Annotated in this window: 23 protein-coding genes; 10 read left to right on the top strand and 13 right to left on the bottom strand. The window is 71.5% G+C overall.

The genetic code is table 11. The features are described from left to right. Positions 1-6 precede the first annotated feature (6 nt). The 3 genes from ACIBG7_RS31835 to ACIBG7_RS31845 all read right to left on the bottom strand — a co-directional run bounded on the left by ACIBG7_RS31835 (position 7) and on the right by ACIBG7_RS31845 (position 2,120). Entirely contained in the window at positions 7-945 is a 939-nt protein-coding gene (locus ACIBG7_RS31835) for a ribose-phosphate diphosphokinase (RefSeq protein WP_397338575.1), read from the bottom strand. A 74-nt stretch (positions 946-1,019) separates the two neighbouring features. After that, the gene (locus tag ACIBG7_RS31840) at positions 1,020-1,688 is read right to left on the bottom strand and encodes a hypothetical protein (RefSeq protein ID WP_357920301.1); all 669 of its coding nucleotides are present in this window, start codon (positions 1,686-1,688) and stop codon (positions 1,020-1,022) included. Positions 1,689-1,754: 66 nt separating this feature from the next. Beyond that, entirely contained in the window at positions 1,755-2,120 is a 366-nt protein-coding gene (locus tag ACIBG7_RS31845) for a YybH family protein (protein WP_397338576.1), read from the bottom strand. A 68-nt stretch (positions 2,121-2,188) separates the two neighbouring features. On the opposite strand from ACIBG7_RS31845, the gene ACIBG7_RS31850 reads away from it, so the two are divergent. Continuing rightward, positions 2,189-3,163: a P1 family peptidase gene (locus tag ACIBG7_RS31850; protein ID WP_397338577.1), complete on the top strand. Its 975-nt coding sequence runs from the start codon at positions 2,189-2,191 to the stop codon at positions 3,161-3,163. Here ACIBG7_RS31850 and ACIBG7_RS31855 read toward each other — a convergent pair. The 3 genes from ACIBG7_RS31855 to ACIBG7_RS31865 form a co-directional block, all read right to left on the bottom strand. After that, on the bottom strand, positions 3,160-4,335 hold the full coding sequence (locus ACIBG7_RS31855) for an FUSC family protein (RefSeq protein WP_357920309.1): 1,176 nt from the start codon (positions 4,333-4,335) through the stop codon (positions 3,160-3,162). The genes ACIBG7_RS31850 and ACIBG7_RS31855 overlap by 4 nt on opposite strands. 102 nt (positions 4,336-4,437) lie before the next feature. Then, positions 4,438-5,571, bottom strand: coding sequence for a PP2C family protein-serine/threonine phosphatase (locus ACIBG7_RS31860; RefSeq protein WP_357920312.1), 1,134 nt, complete (start codon positions 5,569-5,571; stop codon positions 4,438-4,440). Between the two features lie 107 nt (positions 5,572-5,678). Next, positions 5,679-6,080 (bottom strand): hypothetical protein, encoded by a 402-nt coding sequence (locus tag ACIBG7_RS31865; protein ID WP_397338578.1) that lies wholly within the window; start codon positions 6,078-6,080, stop codon positions 5,679-5,681. A gap of 234 nt (positions 6,081-6,314) precedes the next feature. Between ACIBG7_RS31865 and ACIBG7_RS31870 the strand changes: the two genes are divergently transcribed. Genes ACIBG7_RS31870 through ACIBG7_RS31885 form a run of 4 tightly spaced genes read left to right on the top strand, consistent with a single transcriptional unit; the run spans position 6,315 to position 11,249 of the window. Beyond that, the gene (locus ACIBG7_RS31870) at positions 6,315-7,598 is read left to right on the top strand and encodes an ABC transporter substrate-binding protein (protein ID WP_397338579.1); all 1,284 of its coding nucleotides are present in this window, start codon (positions 6,315-6,317) and stop codon (positions 7,596-7,598) included. Further along, positions 7,598-8,509 carry a carbohydrate ABC transporter permease gene (locus tag ACIBG7_RS31875; RefSeq protein ID WP_397338580.1) on the top strand — a complete coding sequence of 304 codons (912 nt, stop codon included), beginning with the start codon at positions 7,598-7,600 and terminating at the stop codon, positions 8,507-8,509. Before ACIBG7_RS31870 ends, ACIBG7_RS31875 begins: the two co-directional genes overlap by 1 nt. After that, positions 8,506-9,324: a carbohydrate ABC transporter permease gene (locus ACIBG7_RS31880; RefSeq protein WP_397338581.1), complete on the top strand. Its 819-nt coding sequence runs from the start codon at positions 8,506-8,508 to the stop codon at positions 9,322-9,324. Before ACIBG7_RS31875 ends, ACIBG7_RS31880 begins: the two co-directional genes overlap by 4 nt. Positions 9,325-9,350: 26 nt before the next feature. Next, entirely contained in the window at positions 9,351-11,249 is a 1,899-nt protein-coding gene (locus ACIBG7_RS31885; RefSeq protein ID WP_397338582.1) for a DUF5107 domain-containing protein, read from the top strand. A gap of 57 nt (positions 11,250-11,306) precedes the next feature. Here the strand turns inward: ACIBG7_RS31885 and ACIBG7_RS31890 are convergent, their stop codons facing one another. The 3 genes from ACIBG7_RS31890 to ACIBG7_RS31900 form a co-directional block, all read right to left on the bottom strand. After that, positions 11,307-11,534 (bottom strand): hypothetical protein, encoded by a 228-nt coding sequence (locus ACIBG7_RS31890; protein ID WP_397338583.1) that lies wholly within the window; start codon positions 11,532-11,534, stop codon positions 11,307-11,309. 113 nt (positions 11,535-11,647) lie between these two features. Beyond that, positions 11,648-12,433, bottom strand: a complete 786-nt coding sequence (locus ACIBG7_RS31895; protein ID WP_397338584.1) for a class I SAM-dependent methyltransferase — start codon at positions 12,431-12,433, stop codon at positions 11,648-11,650. A 29-nt stretch (positions 12,434-12,462) separates the two neighbouring features. After that, positions 12,463-13,761 (bottom strand): MFS transporter, encoded by a 1,299-nt coding sequence (locus tag ACIBG7_RS31900; RefSeq protein WP_397338585.1) that lies wholly within the window; start codon positions 13,759-13,761, stop codon positions 12,463-12,465. 159 nt (positions 13,762-13,920) lie between these two features. Here ACIBG7_RS31900 and ACIBG7_RS31905 point away from each other — a divergent pair, with 159 nt between their 5' ends. The 3 genes from ACIBG7_RS31905 (at position 13,921) to ACIBG7_RS31915 (ending at position 17,760) form a co-directional block, all read left to right on the top strand. After that, positions 13,921-15,264, top strand: coding sequence for an MFS transporter (locus ACIBG7_RS31905; protein WP_397338586.1), 1,344 nt, complete (start codon positions 13,921-13,923; stop codon positions 15,262-15,264). Continuing rightward, on the top strand, positions 15,261-16,091 hold the full coding sequence (locus ACIBG7_RS31910) for a carbohydrate deacetylase (protein ID WP_397338587.1): 831 nt from the start codon (positions 15,261-15,263) through the stop codon (positions 16,089-16,091). The genes ACIBG7_RS31905 and ACIBG7_RS31910 overlap by 4 nt, the downstream gene beginning before the upstream one ends. Before the next feature lie 133 nt (positions 16,092-16,224). After that, positions 16,225-17,760 carry a long-chain fatty acid--CoA ligase gene (locus tag ACIBG7_RS31915; protein ID WP_357920338.1) on the top strand — a complete coding sequence of 512 codons (1,536 nt, stop codon included), beginning with the start codon at positions 16,225-16,227 and terminating at the stop codon, positions 17,758-17,760. Here ACIBG7_RS31915 and ACIBG7_RS31920 read toward each other — a convergent pair. Further along, positions 17,757-18,542, bottom strand: coding sequence for a helix-turn-helix transcriptional regulator (locus ACIBG7_RS31920; RefSeq protein WP_397338588.1), 786 nt, complete (start codon positions 18,540-18,542; stop codon positions 17,757-17,759). The genes ACIBG7_RS31915 and ACIBG7_RS31920 overlap by 4 nt on opposite strands. A gap of 84 nt (positions 18,543-18,626) precedes the next feature. Here ACIBG7_RS31920 and ACIBG7_RS31925 point away from each other — a divergent pair, with 84 nt between their 5' ends. Next, a complete protein-coding gene (locus tag ACIBG7_RS31925) occupies positions 18,627-19,421 on the top strand; it encodes an SDR family NAD(P)-dependent oxidoreductase (protein ID WP_397338589.1) in 795 nt (264 codons plus the stop codon). Positions 19,422-19,434: 13 nt separating this feature from the next. Here the strand turns inward: ACIBG7_RS31925 and ACIBG7_RS31930 are convergent, their stop codons facing one another. From ACIBG7_RS31930 to ACIBG7_RS31940, 3 genes are all read right to left on the bottom strand, one after another. Further along, entirely contained in the window at positions 19,435-19,914 is a 480-nt protein-coding gene (locus ACIBG7_RS31930) for a sigma-70 family RNA polymerase sigma factor (RefSeq protein ID WP_357920346.1), read from the bottom strand. Between the two features lie 159 nt (positions 19,915-20,073). Beyond that, entirely contained in the window at positions 20,074-20,538 is a 465-nt protein-coding gene (locus ACIBG7_RS31935) for a TspO/MBR family protein (RefSeq protein ID WP_397338590.1), read from the bottom strand. Between the two features lie 63 nt (positions 20,539-20,601). Continuing rightward, positions 20,602-22,608 carry an MMPL family transporter gene (locus tag ACIBG7_RS31940; protein ID WP_397338591.1) on the bottom strand — a complete coding sequence of 669 codons (2,007 nt, stop codon included), beginning with the start codon at positions 22,606-22,608 and terminating at the stop codon, positions 20,602-20,604. Positions 22,609-22,857: 249 nt separating this feature from the next. On the opposite strand from ACIBG7_RS31940, the gene ACIBG7_RS31945 reads away from it, so the two are divergent. Beyond that, entirely contained in the window at positions 22,858-22,995 is a 138-nt protein-coding gene (locus ACIBG7_RS31945) for a hypothetical protein (RefSeq protein WP_357920354.1), read from the top strand. The last annotated feature ends 317 nt before the right edge of the window (positions 22,996-23,312 follow it).

Raw genomic sequence — 23,312 nt, forward strand, 5'->3', positions numbered from 1 at the left:
CCTCTCTCAGGTGGTGCTGAACAACGCGCTGACCGATTCGCCGTCGTGGATCCTGCGCATGGCCTCGGCCAGCGCGGGCGCCACCGACAGCACGGTCAGCTTGTCGCTCGGCTTGGGGACGGGGACGGTGTTGGTGCAGACGATCTCCAGCACGCCGGGCTCCTCGCTGAGGCGCTCGACGGCGCCGCTGGCGAACAGGCCGTGCGTGCAGGCCACGCGGAAGGATCGGGCGCCGCGCTCGCGGAGCCGGGCGAGCAGCTCGATCACGGTCGAGCCCTTGGCGATCTCGTCGTCGAGGATGATCACGTCCTTGCCGGCGACCTCGCCGATCACGGAGCTGATCACCACGCGGTCGTCGGCGAAGCGCTGCTTGGCGCCGACCGCGACCTCCGCGCCGAGCAGCCGGGCGAAGGCGGCGGCCTCCTTGGCGTTGCCGAGGTCGGGCGAGACCACCACGGTGTTGGACAGGTCGTAGCGGACGAAGTGCGCGGCCAGCTCGCGCAGGGCGTGCAGGTTGTCCACGGGCACGCTGAAGAAGCCGTGCACCTGCGGCGAGTGGAGGGTCATCGTCAGCACCCGGCTGGCTCCGGCGGTGACGAGCAGGTCGGCGACCAGGCGTGCCCCGATGGAGATGCGGGGCGCGTCCTTCTTGTCCGACCTTGCGTAGCTGTAGTGAGGCATCACGACGGTGGTGCGAGCGGCCGAGGCGCCGCGGGCGGCGTCCAGCATCAGCAGGAGTTCCACGAGATGCTCCTGCACCGGCGGCACCAGCGGCTGGATGAGGAAGACGTCGCGCTCGCGGCAGTTGGCCTGGAGTTGCACTTCGAGGCAGTCGTTGGCGAAGCGGCTGACCCGGACCGGGTGGAGCGGGGTGCCGAGATGGGCGCAGATCTCCTCGGCCAGTTCGGGGTGGGCGCTTCCGCTGAAGACCGTGATGTCGCGCACGGAAGTGGAGCCTAACCCATGGCTGAAAACGTCTACAGCCCACCCCTGAGCTGCGGCTGACCGCCTCGGGCGGCTCAGCCCCGCTTGTCGCGGACGGTCAGCCATTCGGCGTGGCTCGGCTGGTAGCCGAGGTGCCCGGTGAGGAAGTCGGCCACGGCCGTCATGTGGTGCGCGCCGTACACGACCGCGGTGACCAGCGGCTCCTGCTGGTGGAGCCGGTAGACCTTCGCCAGCGCGGCGATCAGCGCCCGGTCGCGGTCGCGGTCCTCGACGGCGAAGCGGCCCCAGACGCGGGCGATGCGGCCGGTCGGCTGGTCCTCGCGGGTGGTGTCGTCGACGTCGGGCAGGTCCTTGGGGAAGCTGACCCGGCTCAGCCACGTGGCCACCGCCCCGGCCGATTCGGCCAGGTGGTCCCACTTGGTGGGGGCCTGGTCGCTCACCCGATGCTCCGGCCACAGGATCGGCACGCCCAGCGACTCCAGGTCGAGCGCCACCACCTGGTCGACCAGGTCGTCGAGGCGGTGGGTGGCGAGCTTCCGCAACCGGCGCATGTGCGGGCGGGGGAAGCCCTCGGCGACGATCAGCCCGCAGCCGCGCAGCCGGGTGGCCACCTCGTCGTAGAAGGCGGGCTGGGCGATGTGGACCATCGGGAACAGGACGAACTGCATGGGCGTGCCGGGCCGCCGGAGCGTGCTGACCGACGACCGGATCCCGAGGTCGTTGGACTCGATGAACCGCATCATGCGGAAGAACGAGCGGCGGGCCCGCTGTGTTCCTGGCGGGTCCCCTTGAGGGCTCCTCCTGGCCGGTCAGGGCAGGCGGGTGTTCTGGTCGTGCAGCAGCGACCAGCCGTCCGGGCCGTGGGTGAAGACCAGGCTGAGCACGTTGCGCGCGTGGATCGGCGCGCCCTGGGCGTCGACGTCGCGGTAGTCGGCCTCGTAGGTGGCCACCAGCGTGCCGGCCGTCTCGATCACCGACAGCGGAGTGAGCTCCTGGGTCCAGTCGAGGTCGGCGAACCAGTCGCGGTGGAAGTCGGTCACGGCCTGGCGGCCTTCGAGCCGGCTGCCGTTGGGCAGGACGACCACGACCTCCTCGTGCAGGGTCGCGGTGAAGGCCGCGAGGTCGCGGGCGGTGAGGGCGGCCAGGTGGGCCTGGAGGGTCTGCTCGGCGCTCATCCCGCCAGGGTAGGGCTCGCCGCGGGTCGTCCGGCCCACGCCGGGGGCCGGGCGCGACACTAGGCTCCATGAGGACACGACGCCTGCGCGATTTCGGGCACACCATCGGCATCCTGGCTCCGGGGCCGCACAACGCCATCACCGACGTTCCCGGGGTGCTGGTCGGCCAGACCACCGTGATCGACGAGGCGCGGGACGTGTACTCCGGGGTGACCGCCATCGTGCCGCCCGAGCTGCCCACCGCGGCCGGTCTGTTCGTGGGCAACGGGTACGGCAAGCTGGTCGGGGCCACGCAGCTCCAGGAGCTGGCGGAGCTGGAGACGCCGATCCTGCTCACCTCCACCTTGAACACCTTCCGGGTGGCCGACAGCCTGCTGAGCTGGCTCCTGGACCGCGCGCCCGAGCCGCTCACCTCGGTCAACCCGGTGGTCGGCGAGGTGAACAACGGCTGGCTGTCCACCGGGGACCCGCGCCCGGTGACCGGCGAGCACGTCTACGCCGCCCTGGACGGCGCCGCCGACGGGCCGGTCGAGATGGGCAACGTCGGCGGCGGCGCCGGGGCGTGCGCGCTGGGCTTCAAGGCCGGTATCGGGAGCGCCTCCCGCCAGGTCGCGCTGTCGGACTGCGAGCTCACCGTCGGGGTGCTCGTGCAGGCCAACATGAGCGGCCACCTCCGCCTGCTCGGCAAGACCTTCGCCCCCGCCCCGGAGCAGCCGGCCGACGAGGGCTCGTGCGTGGTGGTCGTCGCGCTCGACCTGCCGTGCAACCCCCGCCAGCTCGAACGCATCGCCGCGCGCGGCGTGTTCGCGCTCGGGCAGGTGGGGGCGGCCTTCAGCCAGGGCAGCGGCGACTACGGGCTGGCCTTCTCCACGATCCCGGACCCGGCGCCGCGCACGCTCGAACCGGCCGACCTCGACCGGGTGTTCGCCGGGGTGCTGGAGGCGGTCGAGGAGGCGGTGATCGACGCGTTGCTGGCCGCCGACACGGTACGGACCTCCCTGGGGCGGCAGGCCCTTGCTCTGCCGTACGAGCTGCTGGGTTAGCCGGGCTCGCGCTTGGCGGTGATGGGCAGCAGGCGGCGGACGACCGGCGGCCGGGGGCCGGCGGTGCGGCGGAAGCGGGCCGGTTCCTGGCCGTCGCGCAGGCCGTCGAGCACCCGGTCGATATGCACCAGGAGCTCGCCGTGCAGCGGCCAGTGGCCGGGGTCCTCGCGCAGCAGCCAGCTCAGGTCGTCGCGCTGGCGGCGGCCTTCGGCGATGGAGTCGTTCAGCCGGGCGGTGAGCTCGGCGGCGAGCTCCGGCTTGCGGGTGGTGACCGCGCCGGAGTAGTCGCGGGTGGCGCAGGCCAGCTCGCGCAGCACGCCGGCCAGGTGCTCGCGCACGTCGGCCTCCCACATCTCGGCCCCGAGCCCGCCGCTGTCGCGCAGGTACAGCTCGGTGCGGTCGGCGATGCTGCGCGCCAGCCCCCGGACGGTCACCGTCGAGCGTTCGAGCGTCTCCAGGGCGTCGCGCAGCGCCAGCGTGTACTGCATGCCGGTCCAGGAGCGCGGCTTGTACTGCGAGGCCTCCACGGCGGCGGTGAGCTCCTCCTCGACCCGCTGGATCTCGCGCCCGAGGCTCTGCGCCCGGTTCATCCACTCGGACACCGTCGAGTCGTCCGGCGCCCGGTCGAGCCCCTGGGCCATGGAGTCGAGCAGCGAGGCCGTGCTCCGGCCGAGGTCGCCGATGGCCTCCTCGGCCGGCCGCAGCTTGACCGGCGAGGCGATCAGCCCGGCCAGCAGGCCCACGGCCGCCCCGATCAGCGTCTCGATGATGCGGTCGACGGCGGCCGCGTCCGTCCCGATCTGCAGGATGAGCATCGCGCTGATCGGCACCTCCAGCAGGTGGTCGCCGAGTTTGAGCAGGTAGCCGATGATGAGTGCGGCCAGGATGGCGAGGGTGAGGCTCAGCCAGGTGAAGGGGAAGACGTTGGCCAGGAGCACGGCGATCAGCACTCCGCAGGTGACGCTCACCACCCGTTCGATGGCGATGCGCACCGTGCGGTAGAGCGAGACCTGGACCACCAGCAACGCGGTCAGCGGCGCCAGCAGCGGAGCCTTGACGCTCAGCAGGTTGTCGGCGAGCACGTAGGCGAGCATGGCCGTGATGACCAGCCGCGCGATCGACAGCGCGGCCGGCTGAGCACGGCGGTGGAGCAGCCGCAGCCGGTTTGGCATGACAGAGAGCACCCCCTTTCTGAAGGAATGACCAGAATTCCGCGCGTCATTCCCCCCTTTATGGGGTGTTTGTCACCTCAGGCCAAGATGCGGTGAATCCGGTCAGGAGTCCGTGACGATCACGCCGCTGCTCAGCACGCGGTTGCGCAGCAGCAACATCGCCGCGTCGTCGTGCAGGGGCGAGTCGACGTGGGCCACGAGGTCCAGCCGCAGGGCCTCCAGCGCCGCCTCCGGGTCCTCGTTCTTCAGCAGCACCGCCGCCCGCTCCTGCAGCGGGTAGAAGCCGCCGTCGCGGTCGCGCGCCTCGATGACGCCGTCGGTGTAGAGCAGGATCTGGTCGCCGGGCCCGAACTCCACCCGTTGCGGCTCCGGCCCCTCCACGCCCAGCGCGGCCAGGCCCAGCGGCGGGGCGTAGTCGCCGGTGTCGGCGAAGCTGCTGGTGCCGTCGGCGCGCAGGACCAGGGGCGGCGGGTGCCCGTAGTTCAGCAGGATCAGCCGCCCGTCGGCGTGCGCCTCGGCCAGGACCGCGGTCACGAACTCCTCGCCGGACAGCCGCCGGTTGAGCGCCTTCTCCAGCCGGGCGCTCACGCCCTGCAGGTCGATCTCGTCGTGCGCCGCCTCGCGGAAGGCGCCCAGGACCAGCGCCGCGGTCTCGACCGCCTCCAGGCCCTTGCCCTGCACGTCGCCGACGATGACCCGCACGCCGGAGGGCGAGGTCACCACCTCGTACAGGTCGCCGCCGATCCGCGCCTCGGCCATCGCCGAGGTGTAGGACACCGCCGCCCGCAGGTGCCCGGCCCGCCGGGGGACCGGGCGCAGCAGCACGCTCTGGGCCACCTCCGCGATCGAGCGCACGTTGGCCAGCTCGCGCTCGCGGTACTGCCGGCCCAGGGTCGCGATGAGCCCGGCCCCGGTCACGCCGGCGATCACCAGCAGGGCGACGAGGCTCTGCCGCGTTCCCCACAGGTCGTTGTAGAGCGCCAGGCCCATCGACAGCAGCGCCGCCAGCACGCCGATCGCGGCGGCTCGCCGTACCCCGCCGACCAGGCCGGCGAAGGCCGGGCCGAGCGCGAGCAGGGCCATGAAGCCGAAGTCGGTGCCCGACATCAGGTCGGTGAGGGTCACCACGCCCATCGCCCCGTACGGCAGGGCGCCCAGCAACTGCTGCGTGCGCCGATCCGACCACGTCAGGCGCGCGTTGCGCCGGGAGTCGTCGCTTCGCGGCGCACTCGACACCTGGCCTCCCAGGGCGGAGAGAACTCAACCAACAAGGCCGACCAGACTTCCCGGCTCGCCGCGACCACCCTAACAAGCAACCTCGAGAAACGGGGAGTACGCCCCGTTCAGGCGTGTTCCGTCCGCTCTGTGCGGACTCGCTGGAGCTGCCGCCACCGGACCACCAGGGCGGCCACGGCCACCACGGTCAGCACGCCCAGGCTCGGCAGGTCGTGCGAGTGGCCGCCGGCGTGCCGGTCCAGGTAGTGCGACAGGGTGTGCATCCCGCTGCCCACGGTGAACCCGGCCAGCGCCACCACCAGGCGGTCGTGCCAGATCAGCGCCGCGGCCATCGTCGCGCCGATGCCGAGCTGGAAGGCGCCCAGATCGTGCGTGAGGTGCTCGTTGTAGGGGTGGTAGTTCACGAAGTCGATGAACGACCGCGGGGCCAGGAACGCCCAGAAGCCGAAGGCGATCATGATGGCCGCGCCGAGCACGACCGCGGTGTTGATCAGGAAGCCGTTCTTCATCGTCCAGCTCGTTTCGTAGGTCCGGTGCTTCCTCCTCTGGACGGGGCGGCCCGGCCGGATGTGACAGCTCATCGTCGATGCAGACTTACCGGCATTCGCTGCACGAGCTTGCAGCTTTATGAGCAAAAACTGCATTTTCAATCACAAGATATCAACCCGTTACAGCGACTGTCTTGTTGGCCGCTTTTGCCGGTTCTAGGGTCCAGGCAGATCTCTTCCGAAGGGTGATGCGAGATGCGCGGACCGAAGATCGTGGCTGCCGGCGTCGCGGCGGCGCTGGCACTGGCCGCCTGCGGCGGAAGCGGCCAGGCGGGCACGGAGTCCAAGGGCGGCGAGTTCACGTACTGGTCGATGTGGCGGGCCGACGAGCCCCAGGCCAAGGTGATCAAGGCCGCGATCGACCGGTTCCAGGCCGAGACCGGGACCAAGGTGACGGTCGAGTGGCAGGGCCGCGACGTCCGCCAGAAGATCGGCCCCGCCATCGCCGCCAACAAGGCGCCCGACCTGTGGGACCAGGGCGCCGACGTGGTCGCCACCACCGCGCTGGCCGGCCAGGCGGCCGACCTGTCGAAGGTCTACGACGCCGAGATTCCGGGCGAGGGCAAGAAGGTGTCGGAGGTCATCGACGCCAAGTACGTCGACGCTCTGCCCAAGGACCCCGAGGGCAACAGCCGGTGGCTCGTGCCGTACGAGCTGATCTCGACCGCGCTGTTCTACAACGCGGCCGACCCCGCGCTGGCCACGCCCCCGGCGACCTGGGCGGAGTTCATCGAGCTCTGCGAGACGCTCAAGGGCGCCGGCAAGGCCTGCCTGGCCTCGGACGGCGAGCTGGGCTGGGAGAACTTCCTCACCCTGGACACGCTCCTGGTGCGCGACAACGGCCCCGGCACGCTCAGGAAGATCTACGACGACAAGTCCGGCGCCGGCTGGGACGCCCCCGGCGTGCTGGAGTCGGCCAAGCGCATGGAGCAGCTCGTCAAGGGCGGCCACGTGATCTCCGGTTACGACGCCAGCAAGTACCCGGCCCAGCAGACCAACTGGGCCAAGGGCAAGGCCGCCTTCCTGATGAACGGGAGCTGGGTGGCCAGCGAGGTCGCCACCCTGGTCGGGCCCGACTGGAAGATGGGCGCGCTGCCCGTCCCGGTCACCAAGGGCGGCAACACCGAGACCAACGTGATCCTCATGGGCTTCTCGGTGCCGAAGCGGGCCAAGAACCCCGAACCGGCGATGCGCTTCCTGGCCTACTTCCTGAAGAAGGAGAACCTGGGGAAGATCGCCACCGAGACCAAGAACATCACCCCGCGCGCCGACATCCCGGCCCCCGCCGAGCTGGCCGGGGTGCAGAAGACGCTGACCGAGAACCCGGTCCGCTCCATCCTGGACAACGTCACCGGCGACTACGGCGACAAGGTGCTCTACCCGGCCTTCCTGGAGCTGTGGCACGGCAAGATCGGCGCCGAGCAGTTCGTGGCCAAGGCCAAGGAAGCGCACATCCAGTACTGGAAGACCGCGAGCTGATGGCGGCCACGCGGCGGAACGGCCCGCTGGAACGCCAGCGGGCCCGCCTCTACTGGCCGTTCCTCGCGCCCGCGCTGCTGGTGTACGGCCTGCTGTTCCTGGCCCCCATCGCCTACTCCGCCTGGACCAGCCTGTACCGGTGGGACGGCATGGGCGAGATGCAGTGGAAGGGCCTGGACAACTACCGGGTGCTCTGGCACGACCCCGCCTTCGCCACCTCGATCGGCAACACGCTGAAGATCCTCGTGGTCGGCGGGCTGATCACCTTCCTCTGCAGCTTCCTGCTCACGCTGCTGCTGCGGGAGATGCGGGCCAAGTTCTTCGCCCGCTCGGTGCTGTTCTTCCCCAACCTGGTCAACGCCATGGTCTTCGGGGCGGTCGCGGGCTTCCTGTTCAGCCCGGACGGGCCGGTCAACGTGGTGCTGGGCTGGCTGGGCGTGGACGCGCCCAAGTGGCTGGGCTCCGACAACGTCTTCGCGCTGATCATCGCCACGCTGATCTGGACCGCGACCGGCTACTACACCACGATCATCATGGCCGCGGTGGACCAGATCCCGCCCTACCTCTACGAGGCCGCGGCCCTGGAGGGCGCCACCGCGTGGCAGCGGCTGCGGCACGTCACCATCCCGCTGGCCTGGGACGTGATCACCGTCTGCGCGGTGCTGTGGACGGTCAGCTCGGTCAAGGTCTTCGAGCTGATCCTGCTGTTCGGCGGCGGCAACGCGGGCAACCCGCCCGCCCAGACCTGGACCACCGCCGTGTACGTCTACACCGCCGCCTTCCCCACCAGCTCGGTGCCGCGCCTCGGGCTGGCCTCCGCCGCCGCCCTGGTCAGCCTGGTCATGGTCGGCCTGTTCACCGTGCTGCTCCGCCGCATCATGCGCCGCGAGCCGATCCAGGGGATGTCATGACGCGCAAACTCGGGCTGACCCTGGTCTGGGTGATCGTCGCCGGGGACCTGGTACTGCTGGCCTGGATCTTCCTGACCTCCGTCCGCACCACGGGCGACATCTTCGAGCGGCCCTTCGCCCTGCCCGGCTCGGTGGAGCTCGGCAACTACGCCAACGCCTGGGGCGAGGGCGGCTTCGGCGCCGCCGCGGCCAGCAGCGTGCTCATCGCGGTGATCTCCTCGGTGGCCGCGGTCACGATCGCCGCGCCCGCCGCCTACATGCTGGCCCGCCGGCGCACCCGCACCTCCAGCGCGCTGACCATGGCCTTCGCGATGGGCCTCGGCGTGCCCGGCCAGGTGCTGCTCGTGCCGCTGTTCACCGGCATGGCCACGATCGGGCTCGTGGACAGCTACCTCGGCCTCACCCTCGTCTACGTCGGCCTGGCGATGCCCTTCACCGTCTACCTGCTGACCGGCTTCTTCGCCGGCGTCCCGCAGGTGCTGGAGGAGGCCGCGGCCATCGACGGCGCCGGCGGGCTGCGCGCCTTCGTCCGGGTGATCCTGCCGGTCGCCAGGGGCGGGCTGATCACCGCCTTCCTGCTGCAGTTCATCGGCGCGTGGAACGAGACGCTCTTCGCCATCGCCTTCATGCAGTCCGACGACCGGGTCACGCTGCCGGTGGCGCTGGTGAACTTCGTCAAGATGCAGCAGTTCAACGGCCTCGACTGGGGAACCATGTTCGCCGGCGTCTGCATCATCCTCGCGCCGATGGTGGCGCTGTTCGCCTGGATGGGCAACCGCATCATCCAGGGCATGACCGTCGGCATCGGCCGGTAAGCACCGCACCTCGGGGAGCCCTCCACATGACCAGCAAGCTGCGCCTCGACGTTCTGACGCTGCCCGCCGCGGCCGCGCCGGCGTCCAGCCCGCTGCCCCTTCTGTACGGCACGCGGGCCCGATCCGGCCTGACCGGGGCGGACGAGGAGATGACCCGGCAGATCCGGTACGGCCAGCCGTACTCGCTGCTGCCCTACACCGCCCAGGACGACTACGACCGCACCCGCGAGGAGCGCGAGCAGCCGGCGGTCGTCCTGGAGAACGAGGTCCTGACCGCCACCTTCCTGCCCGGCCACGGCGGGCGGCTGTGGTCGCTGGCGCACCGGCCCTCCGGGCGGGAGCTGCTGCACCGCAACCCGATGCTCCAGCCGGCCAACCTCGCGCTGCGCGACGCCTGGCTGGCCGGAGGCGTGGAGTGGAACCTCGGCGCCACCGGGCACTGGCCGCTGACCTGCGCGCCGCTGCATGCCGTGCGGCTGGAGCTGCCGGACGGCACGCCCGTGCTGCGGATGACCGAGTTCGAGCGGATGCGCCGGCTGGTGGTCCAGCTCGACGCCTGGCTCCCGGCGGGCTCGCCGGTGCTGCGGGTGGCGGTGAGCATCCACAACCCCGGGCAGGAGGAGACCCCGGTCTACTGGTGGTCGAACATCGCCGTCCCCGAGGCGGCCGACGTCCGGGTAGTCGCCCCGGCCGAGCAGGCCTACCACTTCGACTACGGCAGCCGGCTGGGCCTGGTGGACTTCCCCGAGCTCGGCGGCGTGGACCGCAGCTACCCCGACCGGGCGGACTCGGCGGCCGACTACTTCTTCGAGATCCCCGCCGGGCGGCGGCGGTGGATCGCGGCGCTCGACGGGTCCGGGCGGGGCCTGGTCCAGGTCTCCACCGACCGGTTGCGCGGGCGCAAGCTGTTCCACTGGGGCACCGGCTCCGGCGGGCGGCGCTGGCAGGAGTGGCTGAGCGGGCCGTCCGCGCGCTACCTGGAGATCCAGGCCGGACTGGCCCGCACCCAGCTCGAACACCTGCCGATGCCCGGACGGGCCACCTGGAGCTGGGTGGAGGCCTACGGGCTGCTGGAAGCCGACCCGGACGCCGTGCACGGGTCGTGGCCGGCCGCCGTCGAGGCGGTCGGCGCGGCGGTGGACCGGCTGGTGCCGCCGTCCTCGCTGGAGCCGCTTTCCGACGCCACGGCAGGCGAGGTCCTCATGCGCGGGTCGGGGTGGGGAGCGCTGGAAGGGCTGCCCTTCGGCGAGCTCGGACCGGAGCAGCGGCCCTGGGCCGAACTGCGCGAGACCGGACGGCTGCCGGTCTGCGACCCGCCCGCCGCACCGATCACCGGGCCGCATTGGCGGGCCCTGCTGGAGGCGCACCCGGCCGACTGGCACGCCCGCTACCACCTGGGGCTGGTCCGGCACGCCGACGGCGACCCCGAGGGCGCTCGCGCGGCGTGGGAGGAGTCTCTGACGCTCGCGCGCACTCCGTGGGTGTTGCGCTGCCTGGCCGAGTCGTCCCGGCTGACCGGGACGGGACACCGGTCCGACCTGCTGCTGGAGGCGCATCGGCGGGCGCCGACGGTGTGGCAGCTCACCGTGGAGACCCTGCGGGCGCTGCTGGCCGACTCACGGGCCGGTGAGGCGCTCGACCTCGTCGACCGGCTGGCGCCGGGGCAGCGGGCGCTCGGCCGGATCCAGCTCCTGGAGGCCGAGGCGGCGCTGGCGCACGGCGAACTCGACCGGGTCGGCGAACTGCTCGCCCGGGGCATGGAGATCGCGAACCTGCGCGAAGGCGAGGACTCGCTGGATGCGTTGTGGTTCGCCTACCACGAGCTGCGCGAGGCGCGCGGAGGCGAGGTCACCCCCGAGGTGGCCGCTCGCGCACGCCGGGAGCACCCGTTGCCCGCGCACTACGACTTCCGTATGCGCGGCTGACCGCTTCTGGCCCCCGAACCTCGGACGGCAGGGGGCTTCGGTCAGGGTCGGTATCGGTCAGAGCTTGTAGAGCTTGGGAAAGGGAGTGGTGATCCGCTCCTGGCGCGAGCCGAAGTCGACCACGACGGCGATCTCGTCCTCGACCGCGATGACGACTCCCAGGCCGTACCGGTCGTGACTGACCCGGTCGTCCATGCTGAACCGCTCTGCCGGCCTGGCGGGAGGCGGAGGTTTGAAGGGACTGGTGGGCAGGTGACGGCGGGGCTGGCCGCTTGCTGACTTCATCTCTCACAGTATGTGCCGCGTTTGATAACGCTCGCGCCACAAGCACCGGCAAACACAAGATCAAATCACGCGAATCCCGTGGCCTTGCCTCTGTTGAGAAATCAAGAAGAGATCTACGACCCGGCGCGCACGGTGTAGATCGTCGTCACCAGATGATCGAGGAGCGGGCGCAGCGCCCGGCCCTCGGCGAGCAGGTCGTCGGTGGCCTGGTCGCCGATCGTGGCGCGCAGCTCGGCCTCGTCCCGCTCCCACAGCGCGTGCAGGCGCCCCCAGGCCCGCTCGACCCCGCTCTGGCGCACCGCGTTCTCCACGGTCAGCCCGGCCTCGGCGAGCGAGTCCGGCCACGGCCGGATCCGCTCGTGGCCGGGGTGGCTGGGGCCGAGCACGGTGGAGGTGAACACCGCCCGGGCGCCGGGCCGCAGGATCCGCGCCAGCTCGCGCAGGGCGGCCGTGCGGTCGGGGGAGAGGGGGAGCGCGTCCATGCTGACCACGCCGTCCGCGCAGGCGTCCGGGAGGCCGGTGGACTCGAAGGCGCCGACCTCGAAGCGGGCCCGGCCCGGCGCGACGAACGCGGCGGCCCGCTCGGCCGCCATCGCGACGCCCTCGGGTGAGACGTCGACGCCGACCAGCCGGGCCGAAAGCGCCCTGGCCAGCCACAGGCCGGTCCCGCCGCGGCCGCAGCCCAGGTCCACCAGGAGCTCGTCCGGGCGCAGGCGCAGGCCCGTGACCATCTCGCCGAGCACCTGCCAGGTGCAGCCGCTCGCCGCGTCCACCTCGGCCGGGCGCTCCGGGCCGAACGCCTCCGCGTACAGCCTGCCCTGCAGCCCGCCGGCGGCGTAGGCGCGGTGGAAGCGGTCGGAGCGTTCGGTGGTGAAGGTGAACGGGTCGGTCGTGGGCACAGGTCCTCCTTGATCGGTCGGGGCGGATCCTACGGGGATCGGCTGGGGAAGGCGGCGGGGACGCGGTGGAGCAGGGCGGCCGAGGCGGCCACCACTGCGGCCACCAGCCACCAGGCGGCCGAGGTGCCCAGGCCCAGGGCGAGCGGCGCAAGGGTCAGATTGGCCAGGGCCGCGCCGCCCGAGCCGGCCAGCGAGGTGGTCGAGCTCATGGTGGCCCGTTCGGCCGAGGTGACCCGGTGGTGGGTGAGCTCGGCCTTCAGGACGCCGTGCACGCCGAGGCCGACGAAGAGCACGACGTACGGCAGGCCGGCCAGGACGATCGCGCCCAGCCCCGGACCTTCGGCGAAGGCGGCGGCGAGCGCCATCCCGGCCAGGGCGACCCCGCCGAGCACCAGCCCGGCCGCGGCCCCACGAACCGACCTGGCGGCTTCACCTGGTGTTCCGACGGGTTTGGGAGTGAGGAGGCGGGCGGTGGCGGGGGCCAGGGCGCTGCCGAGGGCGCTGCCCGCGAAGCCCAGCGCGGCCAGCACCGCATAAGCCGTGGCGCCGAGTTCGGCCGAGCCGGTGAGCCCGGCCAGGTGCCCGGGCACGAGCAGCTCCACGCAGGTCAGGGCCATCCCGATCGCGGCCGACAGCAGGACGAGCCGCCGCAACATGCCGTCCCGCACGGCCAGCAGTACTCCTGAGGTCACGGTCGCCGGGACCCCGCGCAGCAGGCCGCCCAGCGACGCGCGCTCGTGCGGCGGCTCGGGCAGGGCGACCAGCACGACCACCAGCCAGCCCACCGCGGCCACCGCCCCGAGCAGGATCGGGACCGCCAGCGGGTCCAGCCCGCCGAAGGCCGCCCCCGCCAGGGGCAGCGCCCCGCCCGCCACGACGCCTGCGCAGAGGGCGACGTCCTCCAGCATGAGCCCCCGCGCCAGCCCCGGCTTGAGGTCGGCGTCCGGGCCTTCGAGCGCGTGCAGGGTGTCGACGTACCAGGCCTCGGCCGGCCCGCTGGACAGCGCCCTGGCCACCCCCAGCACCGCGCAGGCCACCAGGAAGCCCCAGAAGGTGCTCGCCAGCACCAGCCCCGCCAGCCCCGCCGCGGTGCACGCGGCGGCCAGCGCGAGCACCACCCGGCGGCCCACCGCGTCGGCCAGCCCGCCGGTGGGCAGTTCGAGCACGGCGATGACCACCGAGTACACGGTCATCACCAGCCCGACCTCGACGATGCTCAGCCCGCGATCGAGCATCAGCAGCACCTGCGGGGCGATCATCAGACCGGCCGGCAGCCAGGTCAGGAAGCTGACCAGGGCGAAGCGGCGGCGGGCGGACAGTGGGGTCATGCGCGATCTCCTGCGGTCCTGGGAGCGGGTCTCACTCGGGCCAGAGTAGATCGCAAAATGATTTTTGCAAATAGTTTTTTGGGATCTCGGAGACCTTGCTCCCGGCACGCGCCGGGCACAACACTGAGGGCACGATTCGGCGCGTGAGTGGGTGATCGTGTGTCCCAGCCCGTCCCGGCGCGGACTCCCGCCTGGCGTTACGCCATAGGGATGTTCGGCACCTCGATCCCGATCAACATGATCAAGGGCTCGATGATCCTGTTCTACGTCGACATCCTCGGGCTCGACGTGCGCGCCTACGGCGTGGTCATGGTGGTCTACGCGATCATCGACGCGATCGACAACCCGGTGCTGGGCCACCTGTCCGACCGCACCAGGACCCGGTACGGCAGGCGCAGGCCGTGGCTGCTGGTGGGCGCGCCGATGCTGGCGGCCTGCATGGTGGCCTTCTTCTCCGCGCCGACCTCGCTGGACGGCCTCGGGCTGATGCTGTGGTTCGCCGTCTTCGCCATCCTGTGCGAGGCCTTCGACTCGATGCTGAACGCCAACTACGGCGCGCTGCTGCCCGAGCTCTACCCGCGCGAGCGCGACCGCGCGGTGGCCAACAGCCTGCGCCAGGGCTTCCAGCTCGTCGCCCTGGTCATCTCGCTGGCGGTCACCCCGCTGCTCACCACGCAGGTGTTCGGCACCGAGAAGACGACCGAGGGCTTCCAGACCACGGCGATCATCTACGGCGTGATCGCCCTTGTGGTGATCGCGTTCATGGCGCTCAGCGCCCGCGAGAACCCGCGTTACGCCACCGACGAGCGCCCCCGGCTGCTGCCCAGCCTGTGGTCGATCGTCCGCAACCCGATGTTCTGGTCGGTCGGGCTCACCGGCGCCTGCTACGGCGTGGCCATGGCGCTCGTGCTGTCCGGCCTGCAGTTGTACGTGCGTTACTCGCTCGGCCTGCCGGTGGGCAACGCGCTCTACCTGCAGGGCATCGTCATCCTCATCTCGGCAGGCGGCCTGGCGGTCTGGACGCGGGTCGTCGCCGCGCGCGGCGCGTTATGGACGTGGCGGCTGGCCTTCGCCATCCTGGCGGTCAGCTTCGCCGGCCTGTTCTTCGCCACCGACCTGATCACCGCCGTCGCCGCCGGGATCCTGGTCGGCGCGGGCTGGTCGGGGATGCTGGCGACCAACGACCTGATCGTCGCGCGGGTCCTGGACGCCGACGCCGTGCGCAACGGCGCGCACCGCGAGGGGTTGTTCCTGTCCGCCTTCGGGTTCTTCACCCGGCTGAACGGCATCGTGACCGGTCTGGCCCTCACCTCGCTGGGCGTCTTCTTCGGCTACAACTCCGGCGCCGACCCCGGCGCGGACCCGGGGCTGGCCTTCCGTATGTACTTGTGCGTCTACCCGTTCGTCCTGACCGCGATCGGCGCGGTGGCGGCCCGGTTCGTCGCGGTGCCGGTCGAGTCGCCGCCCGAGGCGGCCCAGCCCGATGTGGAGCGCACCCCATGACCCGGCGCGTCGTGATCACGGCCGACGACCTCGGCCGCGAGCCCGGCACCACCGAGGTCATCGCCGACCTGCTCGCCGAAGGGCAGGTCAGCGCGACGACGCTGATCACCGTCTCGCCGGAGGCCGAGGAGGCCGCCCGGCGGGTCGGCCGGCTCGGCGTGCTGCCGCGGCTGCACCTCACCCTGACCAGCGAGGGCGGCCTGCCGCGCTGGCGTCCGCTGAGCGCCGGGGCCAGCCTCGCCGACCCGGACGGCACGCTCACCGACGACCCGTTCACGCTCGGCGCCCGCGGGGAGGCCGCCGACGTCCTGGCCGAGGCCGACGCCCAGCTCGGCTGGATGCGCGAGCGCGGGCTGCCGTCCGTCGCGGCCGACTCCCACGCCGGCACCCTGTACGGCCTGCACGGCCGGTCCTGGCTGGGCGAGGGGCTGGAGTGGTGTGCCCGGCACGGCCTGGCCTTCCGCCTGCCTCGCGACGCCGAACCGTGGTTCGGCGGGCCGCTGCCGGCGCCCTACGCCGAGGCGCACGAGAAGGCGGTCGCGCACGCCGACGCGCTCGGCGTGGCGCTGCCGCAGACGATCGCCACCAATCGGCGGGGGGCGGCCGATCTGGGCGGCTACGAGCAGTTGCGGGAGGACTATGTGCGGCGGCTGGGGGCGCTGCCCGAGGGGACGAGTGAGCTGTTCCTGCATCCCTCGCGGGAGGACGCGGTCAGGGGGCCGGACGGGGTGGTGCGGGTGTGGGAGACGCGGTTGCTGCGTGACCCGGTGTGGCACGCGGCGCTCCAGGCGGAAGGCATCGAGGTCGTCGGCACCTGGTGGGCCTGAGGACGGCACGTTCTGGTGGGCCTGAGGACGGCACGTTCTGGGGGGAACTGAGGACGGCACGTTCGTACAAGTCGTGGCCAGGGCGCCGGGGCATCGTGTGGGGCACGCCCCATCTGTCCCGAGGAGAGTCGCGATGCTCAACCTGTCGATCGTCCTGGAAGACAGCGCCCGAGCTGTCCCGGACCGCACCGCCCTGGTCTTCGGCGGGCTGCGCCTGCCGTACTCGATGGTCGACTCCATCGCGAACCAGGTGGCGAACCTGCTGGTGGCAAGGGGCATCGGCAAGGGGGACAAGGTCGCGCTGCTCTGCCCGAACGTGCCGTACTTCCCGTTCGTCTACTTCGGCATCCTGAAGGCGGGAGCGGCGGTGGTCCCGCTCAACGTGCTGCTGCAGCCGCGGGAGATCGCCTACCACCTGACCGACAGCGACGCGAAGGCGTTGTTCTGTTTTGAGGGCACGCCGGAGCTGCCGATGGGGGCGCGCGGGCGGGAGGCGTTCGACGCGGTCGAGGGCTGCGAGCAATTCGTCGTGCTGCCCGCGACCCCGCTGGCCACCGAGTCGGAGTACGGCGAGGCGTTCTGGGCGGCGATCGACGGTCTCCCCGGCGAGTTCGAGACCGTGCAGACCCGGCCGGACGACACCGCGGCGATCCTCTACACCTCGGGCACCACCGGCCAGCCCAAGGGCGCCGAGCTGACCCACGCGAACCTGCTGCTCAACACGATGGTCAGCGACGAGATGTTCCCGGCCGACCCCGACGGCGACGTATCGCTCGCCGTACTGCCGCTGTTCCACTCCTTCGGCCAGATCTCGGTGATGAGCGTGACCATGCGCCGGCGCGGGACGCTGGTGCTCATGCCGCGGTTCGAGCCCGGCGAGGCGCTGGCGCTCATGCGCGAGGAGAAGGTGACCATGTTCGCCGGGGTGCCGACGATGTACTGGGGCATGCTCACCAAGATCCACGCGGACGGCGACAAGGTGCCGACGACGCTACGGGTGGCGGTGTCCGGGGCGGCGGCCCTGCCGGTCGAGGTGCTCAAGGACTTCGAGACCACCTTCGGCCTGTCCATCCTGGAGGGGTACGGCCTGTCGGAGACCTCGCCCGCGGCCAGCTTCAACCAGCTCAGCCGGCCCACCAAGCCCGGCACCATCGGGTTCCCGATCTGGGGCGTGGAGATGCGGCTGGTGGACGACGACTGGAACACCATCGAGGGCGAGGGGCCCGGCGAGATCGCGGTGCGCGGGCACAACATCATGAAGGGCTACTACGGGCGGCCCGAGGAGACCGCGGAGGTGCTGCGCGACGGCTGGTTCCGCACCGGGGACATCGCCACGCGGGACGCCGACGGCTACTACGCGATCTACGACCGCAGCAAGGACATGATCATCCGGGGCGGCTTCAACATCTACCCGCGCGAGATCGAGGAGGTGCTGATGGCGCACCCGGCGGTGTCGCTGGTGGCGGTGGTCGGGGTGCCGAACGCCTCGCACGGCGAGGAGGTGAAGGCGTACGTCATCCGCGCGGCCGGCGCGACCGAGAGCGAGGAGGACCTGATCACCTGGTGCCGGGAGAACATGGCGGCCTACAAGTACCCGCGGATCATCGAGTTCCGCGACACCCTGCCGATGACCGCGACCGGCAAGATCCTCAAGCGCGAGCTGCGCTAGGGGACCCAGTCGATGGCGGCGGCCAGCACGGAGGGCGCGTTGCCGAAGGTCTCCCGGAAGACCTTGGTGAAGTGCGGACTGTCGGTGAACCCGGCGTCGTGCGCCGCCGCCGTCAGGGACTCGCCCCCCGCCACCAGGGCCACCGCGTGCTGGAGCCGCAGCCACCGCACGTAGGGGCGCAGCGGGATGCCGACGTGCGCGCCGAACAGGTGGGCCAGCCGGCTCGGCGACAGGTGCACGGCCTCGGCGACCGTGCGCAGGCGGACCGGGCCGTGGCGCAGCAGGCCGGGCAGGACGGCGATGGCGGCCTCCACCGCCGGGTGCAGCGGGAGCGACCCGGCGGTGTCGTGGCCGGTCCAGCTCTCCACCGTGCGCAGCGCGGCCGCCGCCTCGGCCGAACGGGCGTGCCCGTCCGGCGGTTCGGCGAACATGAGCGGGCGGAGGTCGGGGTGGTGGCGTGCCGCCGGGACGCGGCTCGTCGGCTTGGCGTGGTTCGTCGCTCCGGCTCGGGCCAGCAGGGCGCGGCCGGGGGAGCTGCGGGGGTCCAGGTGCACGAGCAGGGCCTGGCGGGAGCCGGTGACGATCGCGTGCCGGGTGTCGGGCGGGATGACGGCCAGCCGCGTGGTGTAGTGCTCGCCGTGGGCGTCGGCCATGGTGAACGGCTCGGCGGAGACGATCATCTGGACCGCGTGGTGGGCGTGCGGGGCATTGCGGCCGACTGCTCCGCCGTACAGCATGAGACCCGGGCGGAGCAGGCACCAGCCCTGCCAGGGATGCGTCATCACACCGTCCTCGGCCGCTCTTGCCGCCGGTCACAGCGTAACCGCTGAGGTCTTCCGCGGGCTGTCCCGGGTAGGTAACGGATCATGCTCATCGATCTCACCGACAGGACGGCCCTGGTCACCGGCTCCACCCAGGGCATCGGAGCGGCCATCGCGGCGGGGCTGGCCCGAGCGGGCGCCCGCGTCGCGGTCAACGGCCGCAGCGAGAAGTCGACCGCCGCGGCCGCCGCCCGGCTGACCACCGAGGTGCCCGGCGGCCTGTTCGTGCCGGTTTCCGCCGACCTGGCGACCGAGGAGGGCGCGGCGGCGGTCGTGCGGGAACTGCCGGAGGTCGACATCCTGGTGAACAACCTGGGGATCTTCGAGTCGCGGCCCGCTCTGGAGATCGACGACGCGGAGTGGCGGCGGTTCTTCGAGGTCAACGTCCTGGCCGGGATCCGGCTGACCCGGGCCTACCTGCCGGGCATGATGGCCCGCTCGTTCGGCCGGGTGCAGTTCATCGCCAGCGACTCGGCGGTGGCGGTCCCGGCGGAGATGATCCACTACGGGATGTCCAAGACCTCGCTGCTGGCCGTCTCGCGCGGCTTCGCCAAGGCCGCGGCCGGCACCGGCGTCACGGTCAACTCCGTCCTGGCCGGGCCGACGCACACCGGCGGCGTGGAGGACTTCGTCTACCAGCTCGTCGACCCCGACCTGCCCTGGGGCGAGGCGCAACGCGCCTTCATGCGCGAGCACCGGCCGCAGTCGCTGCTCCAGCGGCTCATCGAGCCGGAGGAGATCGCGAACATGGTCGTCTACCTCGCCTCCCCGCAGGCCTCGGCCACCACGGGCGGCGCCCTGCGGGTGGACGGCGGTTACGTGGACGCCATCCTGCCCTGACCCGGGCGGCCGGTCAGGCCGCGGACAGCAGCGTCTGCAGGCGGTGCAGGCCGCGCGCGGTCCTGGCCTTGATCGTTCCCAGGGGTACGGCGAGCCGCTCGGCGATCTCCCGCTGGCTCAGATCGCCGTAGTAGGCCAGCTCGATCGCCTGGCGCTGCGGGCCGGGCAGCTCGGCGAGGGCCCGGTGCAGCCGGTCGCGGTCGGCCAGCCCTTCGCCGTGGTCGCGCCCCCCGGGATCGGCCGGTTCCGTGGCCGCGTCCAGGGGGACGGTCGCCGGCGGTCGGGCCCGCAGGTGGTCCACGGCCCGCTTGCGGGCGATGCCCAGCAGCCAGGCCTCCAGGCTGCGCGCCGGGTCGTAGCGCTCCCGTGAGCGCCAGACCTCGGTGAACACCACCTGGGTCACGTCGTCGATGTCCTGCGGGGGGATGAGTCTGCGCAGGTAGGCGCGGACCAGCCAGGCGTGGGTGCGGTAGCACTCGGCCAGCGCTTCCATGGCCGGCTCCCTCCTTGGATAACTTACTCAAAACCTATTCAAGCAAGGGTGGGTGGGCGGCACAACCAAGTGCGGGGAGATCGCCGAAATTTGTTCAGCAGGCTGACGGATTCCGCCGTCTTGGTGATCAGCTGCGGCTGCTGGCCACGGTGGGGGTGATCAGTCGCGGTTGCGGGCGACGATGGCGGCGTTCAGGGCCGTGGCGAACGCCGTCCACGCGGTGTACGGCAGCAGCGCCAGGCCCGCCTTGCGGTCGGCGCGCCCGCACTGCACCAGCAGCGCCGTGTTGGCCACGTTGAGGGCCAGGATGTCCGCCAGCGCGAGACCCGGGCGGCGCAGGCGGAAGAACAGCGGCGTCCACGCGGCGTTCAGTGCCAGGTTCACCGCCAGCGCCCGTCCGACACCCGCCGGCTCGTCGGCCTTGCTCAGCGCGCGGGCCCCCGCGTAGCCGATCAGCGCGTAGACCGGCGTCCACACCAGCCCGAACACCGGGCCCGGCGGCTGCCAGCTCGGCTTGCGCAACCGCCGGTACCAGGCCGACTTCGTGTCCGTGGCCAGGCTGCCCGCGACGGCGGTGGCGGCTACCGCCAGGATGGCTCCGGCTGCTGCGCGTCGGTTTCTCATGACCTGCTCCTAGCCCGGCGCGCCACCCCTACACCACCGCTGGCCGACCCTTTACCTGGGCTCTTAGTTCGGGCCGGTCGTCAGGGGTGGGTCCTTGGGCCGGGCCGGCCACCAGGCCTTGGGGCCGAGGTCGTAGGCCAGCGCCGGCACCAGCAGCGAGCGCACCACGAGGGTGTCGAGCAGCACCCCGAACGCCACGATGAACGCGATCTGCGCCAGGAACGCCAGCGGAATGACCACCAGCGCGGCGAAGGTCGCCGCCAGCACCACCCCGGCCGAAGTGATCACCCCACCCGTGCTCACCAGCCCGCGCAACACCCCGTCGCGCGCGCCATGCCGTACGGTCTCCTCCCGAACCCGGGACATCAGGAAGATGTTGTAATCCACCCCCAACGCCACCAGAAAAACGAACCCGTACAGCGGAACCGACGCATCGACCCCGCTAAAGCCGAACAGATGCGTGAACACCAGCGCCGACACCCCCAGCGTGGCCAGAAAGTTCACCGCCACGGTGGCCACCAGCAACACCGGCATCACCAGCGACCGCAACAGCAGGATCAGAATGACCAGGATGAGGACCAGCACGACCGGCACGATCAGCAGCGTGTCCCGGCGGGCGGTCTCACTCGTGTCCAGCCGTTGCGCACTGAACCCCCCGACCAGCACACCGTCCGCCGCGCCGAACTCGGCCCGCAGCCGCTTCACCGTCTCCTGAGCGGCGTCACTGTCCGGCGTGTCATCCAGCGTCGCCTCCACGAGCGTTCGGCCATCCACGACCTTCGCCGCGTCACCCGGCCGCCCACTCTGCGACACCACACTCGCCCGCGCCACCCCCGGCACCTGCTCGGCCCGCGCAGCCACCTCCTTGGCCCGCTGTGCGGGGTCCCCTTCTGTGGTGCTCCCGGCCCGCTCGGCCGGGACGACCAGAACCGCGGGCTGCCCGGACCCACCGGAGAAGTGCTTCCCCAGCGTGGCCTGCGCCTCCACCGACGGCGCCGCATTGACGAACGTCTCGTCCAAGGGCACCCCCCGCGCATCAAGCTGCGGCGCGAACGCGGCCACCGCCAGCAACGGCAACAACGTCGCAACCCACAACCGCCGCGGATGCCGCCGCACGCCCTCCGCCACCCGCCCCCAAACCCCCGACGCCGCCTTCTCAGCCCGGTACGGCTTCGCCGGCCACAACGCCGCCTTGCCGAGCAGTACCAGAGCAGCCGGCAAGAAGATCAGCGCGCTCAACGCAGCGCACACGATCCCGATAGCCCCCACCGGCCCCAACGCCCGGTTATTGGTCAAACTGCTGAGCAGCAACGCAAGCAGCCCCAGCGCCACCGTCGCCGCACTGGCCACGATCGGCTCAACCGACCGCCGCAAAGCCACCCTCCCGGCCGCCCACTGATCCCCGGTCGCGGCCAGCTCCTCCCTGAACCGCGCCGTCAACAACAGCGCGTAGTCGGTAGCCGCCCCGATAACGAGGATGAACAGGATCCCCTGCACCTGCCCATCCACCCGGACGACCCCGTTGTCCGCCAGCACGTACACCACCGCACAGGCCAGTCCAAGAGCCAGCACCGCCCCCACAATGATGATCAACGGCAGCAGCACACTGCGATAGACCACCACCAGGATGACGAGCACCGCGCCCAGCGCCACCGCCAGCAGCAGCCCGTCAATCCCGGCGAACGCCCCGGACAGATCAGCCCGCGTAGCCACCGGCCCGGCGAACTGCACGCGCAGCCCGTCCACCGCCAGCACCTCACCCATCCGATCGAGCACCGGCTGGAGATCCTCCACATTCGGGCTGAGCTGGACGACCCCCTGCAGCGCCAGCCCATCCTCCGAAGCGAACGCCGGCGTGGGCGTCCCCTCAACGCCCACCACCTCCGTACTCCGCGCCAACGCCCCCGTCGCCGCCTCCCGCTGCGCACCGGTCACCGCCTGCCCGCCCTCCGCGGTCCACACCACGATCACCGGCTGCGTGGTGCCGTCACGAAAGCCGTTCTGAATCCGCAGAACCCGTGTCGACTCAGCGTCCTCCGGAAGAAACGCGGCCTGGTCGTTGGTGGCCACCTCCGACAACTTCCCCGCATACGGCCCGAACGCCGCACCCCCGGCCAGCCAGAGCAGAGCAAGGACGGCAGGCAACAGCCAACGGATAGAACGACGAGTCATCAACCTGAGCCTTCCGGGGGAGTGCGCGGTCCCTCCTCTCTTCGCCCGTCCCCGGGGACGGGGTTGCACCCGTGTCCGTCTTGTGACGTACCTCGCAACCGCCGACGCCCCGCGCCCGAAAGAAGGGGCATCGAGAAGAACGGGGAAATGACGATGAACGGTTTCTTCTACCTGATGCTCACCATCGGCCTGGTCATCTCGGCGGCCATGTCCGTGGTCCTGGTCGCCGTCGTCCGCCGCCAGCTCTTCGACGGCGAACTCCACCTCCGCCACCGCAAGCCCTGAAAACCCGCCCACCCGACCCGACCGGCGGAGGCTCGGCCCGCCGGTCCTGGTGGTCGGGGACCGGCCAACCGCCGCGGCTGTCGGAAGGTCATCCCACCGCCCACGGCGGTGGGAACCGTAAGCCGACCAGCCCGTCCATCAAAGGCGGTGACAACTGGCTAGTGTGGCAAGCGTGCCACCCTCCATTTCGGACGGTCCACTTCGGCCTGTCTCCTACATCGTCCTAGGGCCTGTCTTCAAAGGTGATCTAGATGGTGGATCATCGTGAGGTGATCCGGCGTCATGAGCTCAGTGATGAAGAGTGGGAGCGGCTGCGG

The organism is Nonomuraea sp. NPDC050328 (assembly GCF_044459405.1).
GTDB lineage: Bacteria > Actinomycetota > Actinomycetes > Streptosporangiales > Streptosporangiaceae > Nonomuraea.

Excerpts from the sequence above, each read along its gene's own strand:
- ACIBG7_RS31925 (WP_397338589.1), top strand. The coding sequence starts at position 18,627 with ATGCTCATCGATCTCACCGACAGGACGGCCCTGGTCACCGGCTCCACC.
- ACIBG7_RS31935 (WP_397338590.1), bottom strand. The coding sequence starts at position 20,538 with ATGAGAAACCGACGCGCAGCAGCCGGAGCCATCCTGGCGGTAGCCGCC.
- ACIBG7_RS31930 (WP_357920346.1), bottom strand. The coding sequence starts at position 19,914 with ATGGAAGCGCTGGCCGAGTGCTACCGCACCCACGCCTGGCTGGTCCGC.
- ACIBG7_RS31915 (WP_357920338.1), top strand. The coding sequence starts at position 16,225 with ATGCTCAACCTGTCGATCGTCCTGGAAGACAGCGCCCGAGCTGTCCCG.
- ACIBG7_RS31920 (WP_397338588.1), bottom strand. The coding sequence starts at position 18,542 with ATGACGCATCCCTGGCAGGGCTGGTGCCTGCTCCGCCCGGGTCTCATG.
- ACIBG7_RS31945 (WP_357920354.1), top strand. The coding sequence starts at position 22,858 with ATGACGATGAACGGTTTCTTCTACCTGATGCTCACCATCGGCCTGGTC.
- ACIBG7_RS31870 (WP_397338579.1), top strand. The coding sequence starts at position 6,315 with ATGCGCGGACCGAAGATCGTGGCTGCCGGCGTCGCGGCGGCGCTGGCA.
- ACIBG7_RS31900 (WP_397338585.1), bottom strand. The coding sequence starts at position 13,761 with ATGACCCCACTGTCCGCCCGCCGCCGCTTCGCCCTGGTCAGCTTCCTG.
- ACIBG7_RS31850 (WP_397338577.1), top strand. The coding sequence starts at position 2,189 with ATGAGGACACGACGCCTGCGCGATTTCGGGCACACCATCGGCATCCTG.
- ACIBG7_RS31885 (WP_397338582.1), top strand. The coding sequence starts at position 9,351 with ATGACCAGCAAGCTGCGCCTCGACGTTCTGACGCTGCCCGCCGCGGCC.
- ACIBG7_RS31855 (WP_357920309.1), bottom strand. The coding sequence starts at position 4,335 with ATGCCAAACCGGCTGCGGCTGCTCCACCGCCGTGCTCAGCCGGCCGCG.
- ACIBG7_RS31880 (WP_397338581.1), top strand. The coding sequence starts at position 8,506 with ATGACGCGCAAACTCGGGCTGACCCTGGTCTGGGTGATCGTCGCCGGG.
- ACIBG7_RS31865 (WP_397338578.1), bottom strand. The coding sequence starts at position 6,080 with ATGAAGAACGGCTTCCTGATCAACACCGCGGTCGTGCTCGGCGCGGCC.
- ACIBG7_RS31840 (WP_357920301.1), bottom strand. The coding sequence starts at position 1,688 with ATGATGCGGTTCATCGAGTCCAACGACCTCGGGATCCGGTCGTCGGTC.
- ACIBG7_RS31875 (WP_397338580.1), top strand. The coding sequence starts at position 7,598 with ATGGCGGCCACGCGGCGGAACGGCCCGCTGGAACGCCAGCGGGCCCGC.
- ACIBG7_RS31845 (WP_397338576.1), bottom strand. The coding sequence starts at position 2,120 with ATGAGCGCCGAGCAGACCCTCCAGGCCCACCTGGCCGCCCTCACCGCC.
- ACIBG7_RS31890 (WP_397338583.1), bottom strand. The coding sequence starts at position 11,534 with ATGAAGTCAGCAAGCGGCCAGCCCCGCCGTCACCTGCCCACCAGTCCC.
- ACIBG7_RS31910 (WP_397338587.1), top strand. The coding sequence starts at position 15,261 with ATGACCCGGCGCGTCGTGATCACGGCCGACGACCTCGGCCGCGAGCCC.